Raw genomic sequence first — 18,014 nt, 5'->3', positions numbered from 1 at the left:
TAGTCGCTCGCAGGGTCCAAAATGCGTGAATGTTAGACCTGACTAGATCACTGAAAGGAAGCAATGAAAACAATAACTGCCATCTTGGTCATGCTGACCGCATTCGCCCCGGCATGCGGTGTTGCGCAAACCATGTATAAATGTGTGCAGGACGGAAAAACCGCTTACCAATCCGAACCCTGTGCAAACAGCGCAAAGCAGGACGCGCTTAAGCCGCGAACCGATGCATCTGCGTCTATCTCTACTTCAGCATCAGCTTCTGCCGCACCTAGCGCCGAGGTCAATCGCATGATCGAGTTCATGTCGACCTATAGAGCATGTGCGGACGCTATTACAATATGGCGAAACGAGATGGCCGAACCCTATGATGTGTGGCGCTCGCACAACTTGCCAATGATATCTCGCATTGAGAGCGACCCGCAGCTTCAGGCTCTTTTTCAGCGGCGCGTTGATGCAAAGCGCAACGGCAAGGCTGGCATGTGCCGCGAAGTCGCACTCGAACTGCGTGGTAAAAATCAATAATCGGAAATGACATGTTCACCGGAAATCAAACTCAATCGAGTCTTTTCGCTTGTGAGGCAGTAAGGTGAAGTTGCAATGCATTGTATGTTGGGTACTAGCCTTTTTGCGCACAGGTCTAAAAATGTACACATTTCAAACCTGCTACTTTATGGAGTTTTCAAATTCCCGTCATACGGTTCTTTTTGAGCGAAACTTCTGGGCAAATAAATATGCCATGGTTCTTCTCTCAAATCACAACTTACGCTGCCAACTTTTTTCTTATTTCTGAAAACATTTACGCCTGCGTAATTGTCAGTGTCTGCATCAGAAATGCTATACACAACATAAGTAAATTCGTCATTTACAAATCGCAACCTATCCTCTCTGCCTCTGGCAGATCGTTTGTCACTAATGAAAAATTTTCCCTGTCCATTCTTTGGGTATTGAAATTCAAGCTTAAATGAATTGTCACCTAGTCGATATTTTAGTATCGGTTGTTTGGATGCTACGTCGTCGGCAATGCATATTGCTAACCTCTTCTCTTTTGAATCACAACTAAAGACGACAGTTTCATCTTCTCCGCACATTGTGACTATTGAATGAGCATTTGCATGTGTGAAACAGCTTAAAATTGCTATTAAAAAAATTATTCTTACGGTCATGAATTTTCTTTACGTAATCGCACTCGCGGTTGGGAATGTAGGAAAGTTAGTGTTGACTTCTAGCCCTTGAGTGCTATTTACCCAAACACCCAAATAGCCAACAAAGTAACTTTGAAATTCCTGTACTTCAAGATTGTAGACCGGCCAATTTCTGTGGGTATCTACCTTCGTGCCAATTACTGTGGCTTGCCATCTTTCGCTGGTACGAGCTGATTCGGTGTTTTTTGATCCTCGCGGATTGCAAATTTCCAGTTCATAACCTGGCAGTAGTTGTCCAGCTGCCACCCAACCAATCCCGTTTACCCAAAATAGTTGCTGAGATGTTGTGCCCACTACTTCAATATCACCTTTCTCATTCCTCCATTGGACATCTATCACCTCATTATTTTCATACGCAGCGCACTTCATTACTGGGCGATACGCTTGTACACCAGTTTTTTCGCAACGGGATAGCACAAGCAAACCGACTTCAATGTCTTGAATTTCTGACCAACCATATATGGTATGTACATATGTACCCAATAAGAAGCAGGCGCGGGACATGGGATCATTTATTTTCAAGCTTGCGGGATTAGTTGTAGTAGGCGTCCCAAATTCTGAATCTTTTTCAGTCCCATTATTTGAACCTTGGCGAATGCATACACCAAGTTCACCAACGTAAAATGTTTGAAATTCCTCAACTTGAATATTAAAAATCTGTTGGTTCAGATAAGGGCTTCCACTTGAGTAAATTTCAATATTTTGCACACCTTCATCACCAAAACATATTTGGTTATTTCGAAGATCGACAATATCGCCGCTCCAATCGTTTGCTTTGACACCATGAATTCCCTGTGCCCAACCAACATTCTCTTGTTCAGTGCGAAATATTGGGGCAACACAAAAAACAAATACTGTCAAACCATCGGCTAAGATCAATAAATCACCGGACTCAAGATTCCTTGCATTTGTCCAACCTTTACTAACTACGAAAAATGGTTGATTCCCGGTTACAGCAAGCTGATCAACAAAGTTTGCTGTCGCGAATCTTAAGAGAAAAACTTCCTTTTTATTAAAGGAAAATGTTTTAACAACCTTCTTACATGCAAGTTCATCGCCTATCTCTGATTGAGATAAAACCAAGTCGCCAACTCGAAGACTTTCAATTGAAACCTTGCCATTTACAGTTTGAACTAAGGTACCTGCAACAAAACCGCAATTAACTGATTTTGGAAAAACATAAGACAGATCTAACACATTCGCCCCGTCATCTCTGTCCTCGTTGATCATTGGCTGGAAGTCAGAATTTTCAGCTTTCTGCATTTTGTCGACGCCTTCAACAAGTAGAGTTCAATGTAATTTTTTTCGTTCAATTGCACGCTACTGCGGTGCCTGATTCGGCACGGCCACACACTCTTTAAACTGCCCATCGTCCATTTTCTCAACGCTGCCGACTGAGTATTGGTTATCTTCATTGTAGCAATGATATCTGGTGTTTGACTTTTGGTCGTCGTGCTTTGACGAAGCGGGCAGCAAGCGTAAGGGTGATTAGCAATCGCTTACTTGCCATAATTTTCTTTCTATAGATAAACGCATCCTCGCAATTTTTTTTACGTCCTGCAACTTAATTTTTCAACGATTTTTATGGCAATTGCAATGGAATAGAGTCCCAATTCCCTCTACTTCGCCACAATCAACGCCTTCAACACTTCCGCTGCTGGCCCCTGATTGGCCCAGGTTTGGCTCAGGTCCAGGTCGCCGTTGGTGCTGACCAGGATGAGGATGTTCTGGGTTTGCAAATCCACGAGGTTGAGGATGCGGACGCCAGCTATCCAGCCCTGGCGTTCGACGATGATGGTGGGGTTGCGTTCATCCACGCCTTTGAATGGATAAGACCAGACGCCGATGGCACCACCGACGGCATTTGGTTTAACCATCTCGTCACGGCTTTTTTGCGATAGCAATTTGTTGTTGATAAAGGCCAGGTCAAAGGCGTACAGGTCCTTCAAGGTGCCAAAGCTGGAACCGGCCGGGCCGTAGCTGGCAAAGTTGACTTCGGGTTCGGGCTTGCCGCCCAGGTTGCCATGGATATGCTGTTTGGCGTCGGGCAGGGCGGCGGTGTAGTAGCTGGCGTTGTTCATGCCAGCGGGGGTGAAGATGCGTTGTTGCAGCAGCGTGACAAAGCTTTGCTGGGTGGTTTTTTCCAGCAATGCACCCAGTACAATGTAATCGCAATTATTGTAATCAAACTTGGCACCGGGGGCGGCATTGCTGGGGCCAGCGCAAATACCAGTGGCAAATTTCTGGATGTCGTCGCCGCTGTTGGCGTTGAGCATGTGGAAAGCCGGGGTGGTCATGTCGTTGTACAGACCCGAATAATGGGTCAGTAGTTGCCGCAAGGTGGCGGCACGTGCCTGCGGGTTGGGGTAGTCGGGCCAGTAGGTACCCAGTGGCTGATCGAGTTGCAGCTTGCCAGCTTCGACTTCCTGCATGACGAGGATGGCTGTCATTTGTTTGGTGATGGAGGCAAAGCGGAAGGTTTGCTTGCTGTCCTTGACGGCCCCCAGACTTTTTTCCAGCAAGATTTTATCGCCGCGTGCAGCAAAGACGATGCCCTGAAAGCCACTGTTTTTCAGGTTTTTGACTGCCACTTCCAGGCTGGGGGTGTTGCCATTTGGGGCGGCAACACTGTGGGCGGTGGTGAACTGTGCGGCCAGCAAAACGAGGGCAGTCAGTATTGTCCGGGTGGTTGTGCAAGCGTTTGTGCGAATGGATGACATGAAATGTTCCGTGCAAGAGACTGGTTTTGGCAAGATAACTACGGCATTAGCTTGGTGTACAGTGTAACAAAAGTGCAGGCTCAATGGGCTATGGAATGATGACTCACTATCTGGCAACCGATTAAAAGTGAAGTCATCACCTTGTACAATAATTTATATGCTTGATTACCAGCCAGGTATTTTTGAAATTTCTACAATCCCTTCAGCCTGAACTGCCAGAACTCATTTCATAAATAGTTCAGGTCATTGGCACATCTGTGTCAGGTGCTTTGGTGAGTGTGATAGATCTTGCTGATCACCGTCCACTTGCCCTGTACCTTTAGCAAATTGAAAAAATCTGTGAAGCAAAAGCCCGAGATATTATCGGTATCAATGCGTGCGCTGGCAGCCGTGCCCACAATGTCAATACGAACGATAGCCGCACTGGATTCAGGCGATGGACGGAACACGCTATCAATCGTGTCGAACAAGCCCTGAATAGGACCTCCTGTCAGTTTGTTGTCATCGTCAACGCCGAAAATGGTGGCCTGCTCATTGAAAGCTGGCTTCATGATGCTGCTGTTTGCCATGGCCCCGCCTGTATTGTATTTGTTTAGCACTTCAATGATGGCGTTGTATTCTTCCACGTAGGTAGATTTGTTCATGATTTAATCCTTTGTAAATTAAAAACTGGAAAATGTTTCCCTTGCATTGATATGCCGGAATTGGATAGATAGTGGCAGTTTTGTAATGACTGCACATCAAAGCATCGTTTCGCTGCCGACTCGACTCAAACCAGGCCGGCTTATCTCTTCCTTCTCCCACCAGGCAATCACCAGGGGGGCAATGGCGTTTCCAAGGACATTGAGAGTCGTGGTTCCGCTGTCAATGATTCTGAATATTCCGGCAATCAATGCAACTCCGTCCAACGGAAGGCCAGCGGATGCCAAGGTGGCCGAAAGAATGATGATGGCAAAACCGGGCACGCCTGCGGCTCCCTTGGATGTCAACACCATAGTGATGACCAGCAGCGCCTGTTGTGTTGCGGTCAGGTCGATGCCGTACAACTGCGCGATGAAGATGGTCGCAACCCCCAGGAAGATCGATGCGCCATCCAGATTGAATGCGTAGCCGACGGGAACAACAAAGCTGACGATACGACGCGGAACGCCATACGCTTCCAACTTGCCCATCAACTGTGGCATGACTGCGGCTGATGCTGCACTTGAAAACGCGAGCAGTAGTTCGTGTCGGAAATAACGGATCAACTTGAACAAGTTTTCACCGATCAGATAACATATGCCGCCCAGCACAAGCACAGCAAAAACGATGAGTGCGAGGTAGACGACACCTATCAGCTTCAACAGAGGAAGCAGCGAGGCAAAACCGAAGGTACAAACAGTGGCACCTATCATGCCGAAGACACCGACCGGCGCATAGGCCATGACGATGCCCACTACCTTGAACATTGCGTCCAGTGCGCCTTGCAGCACCGCTACAACCGGGGTACTCTTCTCTCTCGGCAGAGAATTAAGGGACAAGCCGAACAGGACGGCGAAAAAAAGTATGGAAAGCAATTTCCCTTCTGACAGCGCCATAAAGATATTCTCCGGCACGATGTTTTGCAGGATGACCAGTGCGCCCTTGGTTGGTTCTATCTTCACTGCGGACCCGCCGTGCACCATACCTGAAATGTCGGTGCCAATACCTGGCTGAAGCAGGTTCGCCAGCAGCAAGCCGATCACTATCGCCAGACTGGTAATAGCGAAGAAATAGCCCAGCGATTTCGCTCCCATGCGACCAAATGATTTATTGTCACCGCCTGCGATGCCCAGCACCATGCAGCAAAAGACGATGGGCACAACGATCATCTTCATCATCCTGATAAAGATGTCGCCCAATGGCTTCAATACTTCGGCCGTTACCCATGCCTGATGTAGTGGATTGGTGTTGAAATACCATCCGACGAGGATGCCTAGCACCAGTCCCGTGAGAATTTGAACAACCAAAGAAATTCGTTTCATACTTGTCCCCTTTTTTTTATAGTGAGAATGGCACGAGTTGATGCTCGTGCCATTCAATTCATTTCACTTTGCGAAAAGCTGGTCGATATGTTGGAAAGCCTTGAATTCAAGAGCGTTTCCACAAGGATCAAACAGGAACATGGTGGCCTGCTCGCCGACCTGGCCCTGGAAACGGATGTAGGGTTCGATCACGAACTTGGTGCCGAATGACTTCAGGCGTTCGGCCAGGGCTTCCCATTGTTGCCACCCCAGTACCACACCGAAATGCGGAACTGGCACGTCGTGACCATCAACGGGGTTGGAGTGCACCTGCTCTTGCGAAGCTGTTTTAGGATGTTCGTGTATGACTAGCTGATGGCCGAAAAAATTGAAATCCACCCATTGCGTGCTGGATCGGCCTTCCTCCAGTCCGAAGACTTCGCCATAAAAGCGCCGTGCAGCCGGCAGGTCGTAGACGGGGATGGCCAGGTGGAAAGGTGACAGATTCATTGATGTTCTCCGGGTGGTGGTTTATTGGGTTGTGCAGTGACAACGGTCAGATGTGCATGTCGCTGATACCTATTGTAGAAGTCCAGATTAAGAAATAATATCAATATATATTTTTGAAATACACAAAAAGGATTGATGAATGATGCGTGAGCTGAAAACCCTGGTGGCCGTTGCGCGGGAGGGTACTTTTGCCGCCGCGGGCGACAAGATAGGGTTGACACAGGCAGCAGTCAGCGCGCAGATGCAGCGCCTTCAGGATGAACTCGGCTTCCCTTTGTTTGACCGGGCAGGGCGCTCGGCCCGCCTCAACAAGATGGGTCACCAGATACTGGTACAAGCACAAGAATTGATACGTCTTTACGACAATCTGGGTTCAACCACGGCAGGTGGCCCGGCGACGGTGGTAAATGTTGGCGCAATCGCCTCTGTGCAACGCTCTCTGTTGCCAGATGCGTTGGCAGCGTTGCATCGCCAATGCCCGGGGTGCCGCACGCGTGTTTTGCCAGGCTTATCCATGGCCTTGCTCAACATGGTGGATGCAGGTGAAATCGACATGGCAGCCATCATTCGCCCACCGTTTTCGCTACAGAGCGATTTACGCTGGACGACACTAGCGCGTGAGCCGTTCCGGCTCATCGTTCCGCGCGATACCCCGGGGGACGACTGGATGGAATTGTTGTCGCACCAACCCTTCGTTCGTTATGACCGTGTTTCATTCGGCGGGCGACAGGTAGATCGTTTCCTGCGAAAGTTGCATCTGCCAGTACAAGAGGTATGTGAGGTGGATGAACTGGATGCGATCGTTAAACTGGTCGCCAACCGCGTTGGCGTGGCCTTGCTGCCACAGACGGCAGCGCAAAAGCGCTGGCCGGCGGCGGTACGGGCCATTGATCTTGGGGCGCACACCTTTCATCGCGACATCGGGCTCGTGCACAGGACGCAGGCTAACCTGAGTGCCCCTGCGCGCACGTTGGTGCAACTGATCAGCGACCTTGCACCAGATTCCCCCGAATCCCGCTAGCAGCGATGACAAACCGGCAGGCTATAATGTCCAGCGCCATGACATTATTTGAACAGGCCCTCTTGCATGAACCCAGATACTGACACTGCCGCTACCGCCATCACTGCCGAAACCCTGTTTTACCAGGCCAATGACCTGATGGCGCAAGGCCAGCTGGATGCTGCTGAAGCCGCTTTCCGGCAAGCCCTGCAACTGGAGTCTGATCTGGCTGAAGTGCATGCCAATCTTGCCTGGTTGTTGGTACAGCAAAGACGATATGCGGAGGCAGAGCCAGCGTATCTGCAGGCCCTGCAACTGGCTCCTGACAATCTGCACATTGCCTTGAACTTTGCCGTCATGCTGGCCGCGCAAAAGCGGTTTGTGGAGGCAGAACAGGGGTATCGCCAGATACTGGCGCAAGACCCAAACAGGGTGGCGGCCTTGTCCAATTTTGGTGTCATGCTGGTCAGCATGCAGCGTGAAGACGAGGCTGAAGCCTGTTACCGGCAGGCGTTGGCGCTGGCACCGGATTATCGCAAGGCGGCATACAATCTGGCATATCTGCTGCTGCGCCAGGGGCGCTATGAAGAAGGCTGGCACATGCTGGAAGCGCGTGACAGTCTGGAGATTTTGCACAATCTCCTGAAAAATCATTTACCCGATCAGCCATCCCAGCCATCCATACAGCACTGGCAGGGGCAAGACCTGGTCGGTAAATCCATCCTCATCCTGTTTGAATCTGGTCATGGCGACATGATACAGTTTGCCCGCTATGCCAGCCTGCTGAAGCGGCGTGGCACTGCGCGTGTCGGTTGTGTGTGTCACCCGGCATTAAAAAGACTGTTCAGCTCTTTGGATGGTCTGGATAATGCATGGGCCTTTGATGAAGACCTTGCCATCAATGACTGGGATTATTGGGTAGCACCATTCAGCTTGCCCAACCTGTTTGGTACTCGCCTGGACAATATACCTGCGCAGTTGCCGTATTTGCATGCTGATCCACAAGACATGCAAGACAATGCCGACATCATCAGTATGGCAGGAAGCGATTTGCGTGTTGGGGTGGTGTGGCAGGGCAATGTGCAATTTGATAACGATGCAGATCGTTCTATCCATGCATTGCAAGTGTTGCAGCCGCTGGCTGCTATCCCCGGTGTGCATTTCTTTAGCCTGCAAAAGGGAGCAGGGGAGTTGAGTGCAAGGGAGAATGCAACAACTACCGCAACAACTACCGCTGCCATGCCCTTGAAACTGACCGACCTGGCCCCGCGCATCCACGATTTTGCTGATACTGCCGCCATCATCACGCAACTGGACCTGGTGCTGACTGTGGATACCGCCGTGGCACATCTGGCAGGGGCATTGGGCAAGCGCTGCTGGATCATGCTGCCAGCCTATCAACCAGACTGGCGCTGGCTTAAACAGCGCGACGACAGCCCCTGGTATCCGGGCGTGGTACGCCTGTTCCGGCAAGACACGGCAGGTGACTGGGCTGGGGTGATACAGCAGGTTAGCAAGCAACTGGCTTTGCTGGCGGCAAGCGCTGACAAGGCTTGAATTGTTGATTTGGTATTAAAAATAGACTCATATCTGCCCTCTATGCGGTCATTTTTCATCCCCGACGGCATGACAAAGTATAATGCCGGACCATGAATTTATTAAGAACCCTTGCTGCCATCAGTGGCATGACCATGCTGTCACGGATCACCGGTCTGGTGCGCGACGTGCTGATTGCCACCCGTTTTGGCGCCGATGCCTATACGGATGTCTTTAACATCGCCTTTCGTATTCCCAACCTGTTGCGGCGCATGTTTGCCGAAGGTGCGTTTTCGCAAGCTTTTGTGCCCATCCTGGCCGAATACAAAGAAAAGCAGGGCGACGCTGCCACCAAGACCCTGGTAGACCATGTATCCACCATCATGACCTGGACGCTGGTGCTGACCTGTGTACTTGGCATTGTCGGTGCGCCAGTACTGCTGTATTTCATGGCCAACGGCAAAGTCGGTGAGCCAGAGGTGTTTAATGCCGCCATCGTCATGACACGCATCATGTTTCCGTATATTGGTTTCATGTCCATGGTGGCGCTGGCGGGCGGTATATTGAATACCTATCGCGAATTCAAGGTGCCCGCCTTTACGCCGGTTCTGTATAACCTGGCATCGATTGCAGGTTCCCTGTTTTTGGCACCGTTTCTGGATCAGCCGATTTATGCCTTGGCGATTGCCGTCTTTGTTGGTGGCGTGTTGCAACTGGTGGCGCAGGTGCCAGCGCTGATACGGCTGGGCATGTTGCCTACCCTTAGCTGGCGTGTCGGCACTGCCTGGCAAGATGAAGGCGTGCGCCGCATCGTACGCAATATGGTGCCGGCCATTCTGGCGGTATCTGCTACACAGATCAGTATCGCCATCAACACCAGTATCGCCTCCAGGCTGCCTGCAGGCAGTGTCACCTGGCTGGCCAATGCTGATCGGTTGATGGAATTCCCCACAGCCTTGCTGGGTGTGGCGCTGGGCACGATTTTGCTGCCGGGCCTGTCCAAAGCCAATACCGATGGCGATACCGCAGAATATTCATCCCTGCTGGACTGGGGTTTGCGCCTGACGTTCTTGCTGGCCATGCCTGCCGCTGTTGGTCTGGCCACCATCCCTGAAGCGCTGACAGCCACCCTGTATCACCATGAAAAATACAACGCCCATGCCGTGCAGATGACATCTCACGCCCTGGTCGCCTATGGCCTGGGTTTGCTGGGTCTGATCGTCGTCAAGATTCTGGCACCCGGTTTTTATGCCAAGCAAAACATCCGCACTCCGGTCAAAATCGCGGTTGCCGTGATGATCGTCACCCAGTTGCTGAACATGGTATTCGTGCCTTACTTTGCCCACGCTGGTCTGGCGCTTTCTGTCGGTTTGGGTGCTTGTGTGAATGCCGTCTTGCTGTACACGGGCTTGCGCAAACGCGGCATTTATCATCCGCACAAAGGCTGGCTGATGTTCCTGGTCAAACTGTGTGCTGCCCTGTTCCTGATGGCGGGTGTGGCCTTGTGGACATCGCAGCAATTCCACTGGCTGGCCATGCGTGGCACACCCATCTTGCGTGCTGGTGCATTGGGTCTGGTGCTGGTTTCCAGTGCTGTCACTTATTTTGCAGCATTGCTAGCCATGGGTTTCAGGCCCAGGGATTTCAAGAAAGTGACCAGGGTATGATGATGCATAACCCCTGTCTGCACTTTGCTCCGTGACATATCACTCATAGAAAAACAGCGTGCGATGAATACAAGGTACAAACGTAATCCCTGGCTGGCTATGATGCTGAATGTCATTGTGCCCGGACTGGGTTTTGTCTATCTGAACCGCCTGGTACTGGCGGTGGCCAATATTCTTTTATTTCCCTTGTTGTTGCTGGTTGCGGGTCGTGCTGGCCTGGTTTTTTCTGCGGCTGGTTTTTTTCTGGTGACACTGCTGCTGACCTGTCTCTGGTTTGCTGCGGCCATCATGGTGTTCAGATTGGCGCGGCGTCATCCGCTGGCAGAACGTGGGTGGTTGCAGCGCTGGTATGTGTTACTTGCTATCGCTCTATTCGGGTACGCTGCCGTGCAATTTTGCATGTCGCTACGCGGCACCCTGTTTGGCTACGACATCTTTAATGTGCCGGGTGCATCGATGGAAACCACGCTGCTGGTTGGCGACAAGTTCATCGCCAATACCCTGGCCTATAGTGGGTCAGGGGAATCTGGTGACGCTGGTGGACATGTACCGCAACGTGGTGATGTGGTGGTGTTGCAGAACCCTGCGCAGCCGGATGTCAAATACGTCAAACGCATCATGGGTTTGCCGGGTGAACAGGTAGCCATGCGTGATGGCCGGGTGCTGATCAACGGCAAGGCGATTCCTGATCAGCATGCCTTTCGTGATCTTAGCAAGCCTGATCAGGCAAGTGATCAACAATTTACTGTGCCACCAGACAGCTATTTTGTGCTGGGTGATAACCGTAATAATAGCCTCGACAGCCGCCACTTTGGCCCGGTACCCGTCGAGAAAATCTATGCCCGTGTGGAACTTGTCTGGTTTTCATATGGGGTATCGTCTGTGCGCTGGGACAGGTTGGGCCTGGTGGTCAGATAAATGACATCTATCGATAGAATTCACTAGTGCCGCAGGATAAAAGAATCAGCAAGATGATTGGAAAAGCGGGTTAACTCCGTACAATTTCGGCGATATACGTTCGATAATGCGCTCAAGGATCACCAAGAATCCTTAACGCATTCACCTCAAATGTGTGGATGTATATCGTTGATGTATAAAGAGGAGACACGCAAGATGAATAAAAAACTCATACTGGCAAGCCTGATGTTGGGCTTATCTGCCGCAAGCAATGCCGCCACCTATTATGTGGCACCCACTGGTAACGATGCTGCTGCCGGTACCAAGACCGCCCCATGGAAATCCATCGCCCGCGCCCAGACAGCCGCAGCCGCTGGCGATACCGTCTACTTCAGGGGTGGTAACTACATTTACACCGCGGGCATCAACACCTGCGCCACCCGCACCGACATCGTCAACGCCATTACGCTGGACAAAAGCGGCAGCTCTGGCAGCCCGATTCGTTACTGGGCTTATCCGGGTGAAACACCAGTGTTTGATTTCTCGAAAATGACGGATGATTGCCGCGTTAAAGCCTTCAATGTGGTTGCCAACTGGGTGCATTTGAAAGGGCTGGAAGTGACCGGTGCGCCGCAACAACCTGGCAATCGCCTGAATCATGAATCATGGGGCGTATGGATCAACGGCAGCAATAATACTTTTGAACAGCTTAATGCCCATCATAATATGGGGCCGGGTTTGTTCATCCAGAATGGTGGCAACAACCTGGTTCTCAATAGCGATTCCCACCACAACTACGACCCTTACACTTCGAACGGTGCGGGGCAAAGTGCAGACGGTTTTGGTGCCCACGTCAAAGCCGGTAACCCTGGCAATGTCTTCCGTGGCTGCCGCGCCTGGGACAATTCGGACGATGGTTTTGATCTGATCAATTCGTATTCGCCAGTGCTGATAGAAAATTCCTGGACCTGGTCACAAGGCTATCTGCCAGGCACCACGACACCTCTGGCTGCGGGTAACGGCAATGGCTTCAAGCTGGGTGGTTACGGTGGTGTGTATGTATCCAATGCTGCCAAGCACACCATACGTTTCTCGGTCGCCTTCAATAATAAGGCTTCTGGTTTCTATGCCAATCATCATCCTATAGCGAACGACTTTTTCAACAATACCAGCTATGGCAACGGTGTTGATTTCAATATGCTGGGGATAGATGTGAACGGCAATGGGGTTAATCTGGGCACCCTGCGCAATAACATCGCGTTTGGTGGCACATTGCTGGCCAATATGACGGGCGCAGATGATCAGTTCAATTCCTGGAACTTGCCTGTTACCGTCACCGCAGCAGATTTCCAGAGCATAGCTACCACCGGTTGGGATGCACCAAGGCAGGCCGATGGCAGTTTGCCCGTGTTGAACAAGTTCCGCCTGGTTGTTGGTAGCGACCTGATCAACAAAGGCACTAATGTTGGCTTGCCTTTCAATGGTTCTGCGCCTGACCTGGGTGCGTTTGAAAACTGATGGACCTTAAATAGTATTGAAGAGTGCAAGGTATAGGTCGTCGCATATACCTTGCCTCTTTTAAATCATGGAAGTGCTCAAGAGGTAAACGCAAGATGAACAAGCAAATCATAGTAGCCAGCCTGATGTTAAGCCTGACGGTAAGTCTTTCAGCAGCAGGTCATGCCGCGACGTATTATGTGGCACCCACGGGTGACGATACTGCAACCGGCAGCAAAGAAGCACCATGGAAAACCATCGCCCGCGCCCAGACAGGTGCTGTGGCGGGCGACACCATCTACTTCAGGGGCGGCAACTATCATTACGCTGCGGGCGTCAACACCTGCGCTACCCGCACGGATACCGTCAATGCCATTACCCTGGACAAAAGCGGCAGTGCTGGCAAGCTGATTCAGTACTGGGCTTATCCCGGTGAAACACCGATCTTTGATTTTTCACAGATGAAAGATGATTGCCGCGTCAAAGGCTTCAACATCGTTGCCAACTGGGTACATCTGAAAGGGTTGGAAATTACTGGCGTGCCACAGCAGCCAGAGAACCACCTCAATCATGAATCTTGGGGCGTGTGGATCAACGGCAGCCATAATATTTTTGAACAGCTCAATACCCATCACAATATGGGGCCGGGCGTGTTCATCAAAAACGGTGGTGATAACCTGGTTCTCAATAGCGATTCCCATCACAACTATGACCCGTACACGTCCAATGGTGCAGGGCAGAGTGCAGATGGTTTTGGTGCTCACGTCAAAGCCGATAATCCCGGTAATGTATTTCGTGGTTGCCGTGCATGGGCCAATTCGGACGATGGTTTTGATGTGATCAATTCTTTTTCCTCCATACTGATAGAAAATTCATGGACCTGGTCGCAAGGCTATCTGCCGGGCACCAACATACCTCTGCCAGCTGGTAATGGCAATGGCTTCAAGCTGGGTGGTTATGGTGGTAAATATGTGCCCAACGCAGTCAAACACACCATCCGTTTTTCAGTCGCGTTCAATAATAAGGTTTCAGGTTTTTACGCGAATCACCATCCGTTAGCGAACGACTTTTTCAACAATACCAGCTTTGACAACGGTATAGATTTCAATATGCTGGGCATCGATGCAGACGGCAAGCCAGTCAATTTTGGTAACTTGCGTAATAACATCGCCTTCGGCGGCACCTTGCTATCCAATATGAACGGTGCTGACGATCAATTCAATTCATGGAACTTGCCGGTCAGCGTCACCGCAGCCGACTTCCAAAATACCTCCGCCACAGGTTGGGATGCACCCAGACAGGCCGACGGCAGTTTGCCCGTACTCAACAATTTCCACCTTGCACCAGGCAGCGCGCTGAAAAACAAGGGTACCAACATCAACCTGCCTTTCAAGGGGGCGGCACCTGATCTGGGGGCGTTTTAAAACTGATATTTAAAACTGATATTTAAAACTGATATTTAAAACTGATATCCGAATCGGTATCAGCAGCAAGCAAAATGTGATTGGATTTCAGGTGGACATGTGGTTAGCCTTTATTCTCTATGGGTAGGAGCACCCAATAAAATAATAGTGGAGAAAAAATGTCCCCTTGCGTCCGGCCTCTGGGCATCGCCATCCTGGCGTTAGCCACATACGGCAATCCTTTCATTGCAACCGCAGCCGAGCCATCGGCCAACACGAACCAGGCGATATCATCAGTCACCATAACCAGGACGCCAACGGGCATCGTTGCTCGTACAGCACAAGGCACGATGACGCTGGAACCCTGGTCAGCAAGGGATATCCGGGTCAGATTTCATCAGGATGCCGCCTGGCCTGGCACCTATAATCCGGTTGTGATCGCTCAGCCAACAACAGTCAAGTGGACCGTCAGCGAAACGCCGTCCCTCTATCAAATTGCCACAGATTTACTGCAAGTTCGTATTGACCGTAACAAGGGCACACTGTCTTTCCACGATCAGTCTGGTAAGGAAATATTGAATGAACCCGGCAATCCGCGTGTTTTGGCAGACCAAGCAACTCCCACATCGGCAGTCAGTCAGCAATTCGACATTCATGATGGCGTTGCAATTTATGGATTGGGCCAGCATCAGAATGGCTTGATGGACTATACGGGTAGTTCAGTTCATCTGCAGCAGGTGAATACCGATGTCGGCGTCCCCATGCTGATGTCGTCAAACGGCTTTGGCATACTGTGGAACAATGCATCGGTCACCGATTTTGATGTGCGCCTGCCACAGAACCATAGCTTATTGGGCATCCGTTCAGAAGCGGGTGGCGGTATTGATTACCATTTTATTTACGGCCCAGATGCTGACCAGATCATAGCCGAATACCGCAGCCTGACGGGGGATGCCCCCATGATGGCGCGCTGGACCTGGGGCTTGTGGCAATCCAAAGAACGCTATAGCAGCCAGGCAGAAATATTGGGCATCGCCGCTAAATATCGCGAGTTGAAGATCCCTTTTGATGCCGTGGTTCAGGACTGGCAGTATTGGGCACCAGGTAATTGGGGTGGCCATGTCATGGAGGCCAGTCGCTATCCAGATCCCAAGGACATGCTGGCTACATTGCATGGTCAGAATGTCCACGCCATTATTTCCGTCTGGCCGCGGTTTGATATCGGCACAGCCAATCTCGCTGAACTGGACAAGGCGGGTGCCATATTCCCACCGGTTTATCCCAACGTGTATCCGGCAGGCAAAGGCAAATGGTATGACCCATATGGTCCCAAAGGCCGGGAAATTTACTGGTCGCAGATCATGAAGAATTTAGGTGGCATCGGCTTTGATGGCTGGTGGCTGGATGCCAGTGAAGGCGAACTGGGTGGCAATTGGGGCGAGCTGCGCAAGGTAGAAACAGCGGCAGGCCCTGGCGCTGAAGTGTATAACGCCTTTCCATTGATGCACACCACCGCTGTGTTTGACGGCATGCGAAAAGACATCCCCGAAAAACGCCCGATTATCCTGACCCGTTCTGCCTATCTGGGTCAACAGCGCAATGCCGCCATCACCTGGTCAGGAGACGTGAAAGGCACTTGGGATGTATTGCGTCGCCAGATACCGGCAGCGTTAAACTTTTCCATCACCGGCATACCTTACTGGTCGGTGGATATTGGTGGTTTTTTCGGCGCGGGGAAGCTTGATGCTGCCTATGCGGAATTATTCACCCGCTGGTATCAGTTTGCTGCGTTTAATCCGATGTTCCGTATTCACGGCACGTCCGCTGGTAAAGAAATCTGGAAGTTTGATACTGCGACACAAAAAATATTGATAGATTACGACAAGCTGCGCTATCGCCTCATCCCTTACATCTATTCAACATCGTGGGATGTGACCCACAACAAGAGCACCATGATGCGGCCACTGGTGATGGATTTCCGCAGCGACGTGCAGGCACTCAACATCCCCGATCAATACATGTTCGGCAAGGCGCTGATGGTCGCACCCGTGACCACACCCAACACCAAAGCCAGAAACGTCTACTTGCCCGGTACTGATCCCTGGTACAACTTCAAAACCGGCCAACGTCATGAGGCCGGGCAGACCATTACTGTAGCCGCTGAGATTGATACCATCCCCTTGTTAGTACGCGCGGGCAGCGTCCTGCCCTTGGGGCCGGTGATTCAATACGCCGACCAGAAGAGTGAGGAAGCGACAGAAATCCGCGTCTATGCAGGCAAGAGCGGCCAGTTTGAATTGTATGACGACGCCGGAGATGGCTATGCCTATCAGGCAGGCCAGTTTTCACTGATCAAGTTTGTGTGGCATGACGCAACACACAGCCTGAACATTTCACCACGCGACGGGCAGTTTCCTGGCATGAGTAAAAGCCGGGCTTTTCGAATCACCTGTGCTGGTTCCTCTACTGTGTCAAAGGCAGTTCAGGATATAAAATATACGGGGCAGAGGGTGACAATTGCTTTGCCGGGGTGCAGGTAAGCTTCAACATGCCCGGAGACATTTTTGCTATTCGACGACCAGTCAACATGGGGTTGCTGAATGGCAATCCCATCTTCAATGCGATGATCTAAATGTAAAAATTTGAAATAATCCTATCCTGGCATGGCTGGATTTTAGATACTCCCAACTTGTTAAAAATGCATTTGGAAGTTCTATTTAACCTGCCCAGGAAGCCAGACATGCCCCAGACACAACTACAAGCAAGCAGTACTAGCGCAGGTGAGCAGCTTGCTGCCTTCAGCAATGCTTTTCCCAAACGACGCCTGTCGATTCTTACAACGGGAACACAGGGCTTACTCACCTGCATAGGCATAGCTCTGGGTGGGCTGGCATTTTTGCTGGGGATACTTTATACCACGCTGCCCGGTTTGCTATACGACTATAAAGTGTCAAAGGACCCGGTTGTGGACAATCAGGCGCAAATCACTGGGGAGTGCAAGCGACGAAAAGCGATCTTTATCAACTGCGATGTCACCATCAAATACTCGGCCACACCCGGGGATACCGCCTTCAAAGAAATCAAACACGACTTCGGGTTTGTCAGTTTCAGTTCTTCGATGTCGACCGAGGCAGTCAGGTCGGCTTCCAATCCAGACATGATCACTACCACGATGGCGACTGAACATTTGCTCAATCGTTTTTTGATCGTACTTTTTTCCACTTTGCTTTTCGGTATGGTGTTCCTGGGCTCTTGTTACGCTGCCTGGGTGACCCATGTCTTTAACGGCGTCATCAAAAGCAAGCCTGCTCTTCAACCTATCCTGGTGAACATTACACAGATAAAAAATCAAAGAGTCGTGAACTTCGAAACCAATATTGATGGCATCAAGAAAAGGCGCACGCATCTCTTGCGCAAGGACCAGGCCCCCTTATTCTTGCCGCGTCACGATGGCCTGGCTTTAGGCATAGTCGCATCGGGCACACAATATGCCATGTTACTCACCGACGACCTGACATCACTGGATTTAACAGACGCAGAAAAAACTGATCTCTGGGCGGCAATACGTGCTTGATGCGTAACAATTAAATTCAAAGTCAA

At 50.8% G+C, this 18,014-nt stretch carries 15 protein-coding genes; 9 read left to right on the top strand and 6 right to left on the bottom strand.

The features are described 5' to 3' along the window. Positions 1 to 63 precede the first annotated feature (63 nt). On the top strand, positions 64 to 522 hold the full coding sequence (locus AC1RVX_RS07615; RefSeq protein ID WP_493215964.1) for a hypothetical protein: 459 nt from the start codon (positions 64 to 66) through the stop codon (positions 520 to 522). Positions 523 to 668: 146 nt separating this feature from the next. Here AC1RVX_RS07615 and AC1RVX_RS07610 read toward each other — a convergent pair whose 3' ends face one another. The 6 genes from AC1RVX_RS07610 to AC1RVX_RS07585 form a co-directional block, all read right to left on the bottom strand. After that, a complete protein-coding gene (locus AC1RVX_RS07610; protein WP_493215963.1) occupies positions 669 to 1,163 on the bottom strand; it encodes a hypothetical protein in 495 nt (164 codons plus the stop codon). Positions 1,164 to 1,172: 9 nt separating this feature from the next. Beyond that, positions 1,173 to 2,465 carry a polymorphic toxin-type HINT domain-containing protein gene (locus AC1RVX_RS07605; RefSeq protein WP_493215962.1) on the bottom strand — a complete coding sequence of 431 codons (1,293 nt, stop codon included), beginning with the start codon at positions 2,463 to 2,465 and terminating at the stop codon, positions 1,173 to 1,175. Positions 2,466 to 2,821: 356 nt separating this feature from the next. Beyond that, positions 2,822 to 3,922, bottom strand: a complete 1,101-nt coding sequence (locus AC1RVX_RS07600; protein WP_493215961.1) for a serine hydrolase domain-containing protein — start codon at positions 3,920 to 3,922, stop codon at positions 2,822 to 2,824. 260 nt (positions 3,923 to 4,182) lie between these two features. Continuing rightward, positions 4,183 to 4,566: a nuclear transport factor 2 family protein gene (locus AC1RVX_RS07595; protein WP_493215960.1), complete on the bottom strand. Its 384-nt coding sequence runs from the start codon at positions 4,564 to 4,566 to the stop codon at positions 4,183 to 4,185. Between the two features lie 96 nt (positions 4,567 to 4,662). Continuing rightward, the gene (locus AC1RVX_RS07590) at positions 4,663 to 5,925 is read right to left on the bottom strand and encodes a cation:dicarboxylate symporter family transporter (protein ID WP_493215959.1); all 1,263 of its coding nucleotides are present in this window, start codon (positions 5,923 to 5,925) and stop codon (positions 4,663 to 4,665) included. Positions 5,926 to 5,988: 63 nt separating this feature from the next. Next, entirely contained in the window at positions 5,989 to 6,414 is a 426-nt protein-coding gene (locus AC1RVX_RS07585) for a VOC family protein (protein ID WP_493215958.1), read from the bottom strand. Between the two features lie 139 nt (positions 6,415 to 6,553). Here AC1RVX_RS07585 and AC1RVX_RS07580 point away from each other — a divergent pair, with 139 nt between their 5' ends. From AC1RVX_RS07580 to AC1RVX_RS07545, 8 genes are all read left to right on the top strand, one after another. Then, on the top strand, positions 6,554 to 7,435 hold the full coding sequence (locus AC1RVX_RS07580) for a LysR family transcriptional regulator (protein WP_493215957.1): 882 nt from the start codon (positions 6,554 to 6,556) through the stop codon (positions 7,433 to 7,435). Between the two features lie 66 nt (positions 7,436 to 7,501). Continuing rightward, a complete protein-coding gene (locus AC1RVX_RS07575; protein ID WP_493215956.1) occupies positions 7,502 to 8,971 on the top strand; it encodes a tetratricopeptide repeat protein in 1,470 nt (489 codons plus the stop codon). A 92-nt stretch (positions 8,972 to 9,063) separates the two neighbouring features. Continuing rightward, entirely contained in the window at positions 9,064 to 10,617 is a 1,554-nt protein-coding gene (gene murJ / locus AC1RVX_RS07570) for a murein biosynthesis integral membrane protein MurJ (protein WP_493215955.1), read from the top strand. Between the two features lie 63 nt (positions 10,618 to 10,680). Continuing rightward, positions 10,681 to 11,535, top strand: a complete 855-nt coding sequence (gene lepB / locus AC1RVX_RS07565) for a signal peptidase I (protein ID WP_493215954.1) — start codon at positions 10,681 to 10,683, stop codon at positions 11,533 to 11,535. A gap of 195 nt (positions 11,536 to 11,730) precedes the next feature. Then, on the top strand, positions 11,731 to 13,032 hold the full coding sequence (locus AC1RVX_RS07560) for a right-handed parallel beta-helix repeat-containing protein (RefSeq protein WP_493215953.1): 1,302 nt from the start codon (positions 11,731 to 11,733) through the stop codon (positions 13,030 to 13,032). 95 nt (positions 13,033 to 13,127) lie between these two features. Continuing rightward, complete coding sequence (locus AC1RVX_RS07555; protein WP_493215952.1) at positions 13,128 to 14,435, top strand: right-handed parallel beta-helix repeat-containing protein; 1,308 nt, start codon at positions 13,128 to 13,130, stop codon at positions 14,433 to 14,435. A gap of 158 nt (positions 14,436 to 14,593) precedes the next feature. Further along, positions 14,594 to 16,954 carry a glycoside hydrolase family 31 protein gene (locus tag AC1RVX_RS07550; RefSeq protein ID WP_493215951.1) on the top strand — a complete coding sequence of 787 codons (2,361 nt, stop codon included), beginning with the start codon at positions 14,594 to 14,596 and terminating at the stop codon, positions 16,952 to 16,954. Between the two features lie 200 nt (positions 16,955 to 17,154). Further along, the gene (locus AC1RVX_RS07545; RefSeq protein ID WP_493215950.1) at positions 17,155 to 17,988 is read left to right on the top strand and encodes a hypothetical protein; all 834 of its coding nucleotides are present in this window, start codon (positions 17,155 to 17,157) and stop codon (positions 17,986 to 17,988) included. Positions 17,989 to 18,014: the final 26 nt, after the last annotated feature.

The organism is Undibacterium sp. GW821-FHT11B02, from assembly GCF_058808955.1.
This window is presented reverse-complemented; position numbering and strand designations above follow the sequence as displayed.

What these genes read in the sequence shown, in the direction of transcription:
- AC1RVX_RS07615 (WP_493215964.1), top strand. Translation starts at nt 64, where the DNA reads ATGAAAACAATAACTGCCATCTTGGTCATGCTGACCGCATTCGCCCCG.
- AC1RVX_RS07610 (WP_493215963.1), bottom strand. Translation starts at nt 1,163, where the DNA reads ATGACCGTAAGAATAATTTTTTTAATAGCAATTTTAAGCTGTTTCACA.
- AC1RVX_RS07605 (WP_493215962.1), bottom strand. Translation starts at nt 2,465, where the DNA reads ATGCAGAAAGCTGAAAATTCTGACTTCCAGCCAATGATCAACGAGGAC.
- AC1RVX_RS07600 (WP_493215961.1), bottom strand. Translation starts at nt 3,922, where the DNA reads ATGTCATCCATTCGCACAAACGCTTGCACAACCACCCGGACAATACTG.
- AC1RVX_RS07595 (WP_493215960.1), bottom strand. Translation starts at nt 4,566, where the DNA reads ATGAACAAATCTACCTACGTGGAAGAATACAACGCCATCATTGAAGTG.
- AC1RVX_RS07590 (WP_493215959.1), bottom strand. Translation starts at nt 5,925, where the DNA reads ATGAAACGAATTTCTTTGGTTGTTCAAATTCTCACGGGACTGGTGCTA.
- AC1RVX_RS07585 (WP_493215958.1), bottom strand. Translation starts at nt 6,414, where the DNA reads ATGAATCTGTCACCTTTCCACCTGGCCATCCCCGTCTACGACCTGCCG.
- AC1RVX_RS07580 (WP_493215957.1), top strand. Translation starts at nt 6,554, where the DNA reads ATGATGCGTGAGCTGAAAACCCTGGTGGCCGTTGCGCGGGAGGGTACT.
- AC1RVX_RS07575 (WP_493215956.1), top strand. Translation starts at nt 7,502, where the DNA reads ATGAACCCAGATACTGACACTGCCGCTACCGCCATCACTGCCGAAACC.
- murJ (WP_493215955.1), top strand. Translation starts at nt 9,064, where the DNA reads ATGAATTTATTAAGAACCCTTGCTGCCATCAGTGGCATGACCATGCTG.
- lepB (WP_493215954.1), top strand. Translation starts at nt 10,681, where the DNA reads ATGAATACAAGGTACAAACGTAATCCCTGGCTGGCTATGATGCTGAAT.
- AC1RVX_RS07560 (WP_493215953.1), top strand. Translation starts at nt 11,731, where the DNA reads ATGAATAAAAAACTCATACTGGCAAGCCTGATGTTGGGCTTATCTGCC.
- AC1RVX_RS07555 (WP_493215952.1), top strand. Translation starts at nt 13,128, where the DNA reads ATGAACAAGCAAATCATAGTAGCCAGCCTGATGTTAAGCCTGACGGTA.
- AC1RVX_RS07550 (WP_493215951.1), top strand. Translation starts at nt 14,594, where the DNA reads ATGTCCCCTTGCGTCCGGCCTCTGGGCATCGCCATCCTGGCGTTAGCC.
- AC1RVX_RS07545 (WP_493215950.1), top strand. Translation starts at nt 17,155, where the DNA reads ATGCCCCAGACACAACTACAAGCAAGCAGTACTAGCGCAGGTGAGCAG.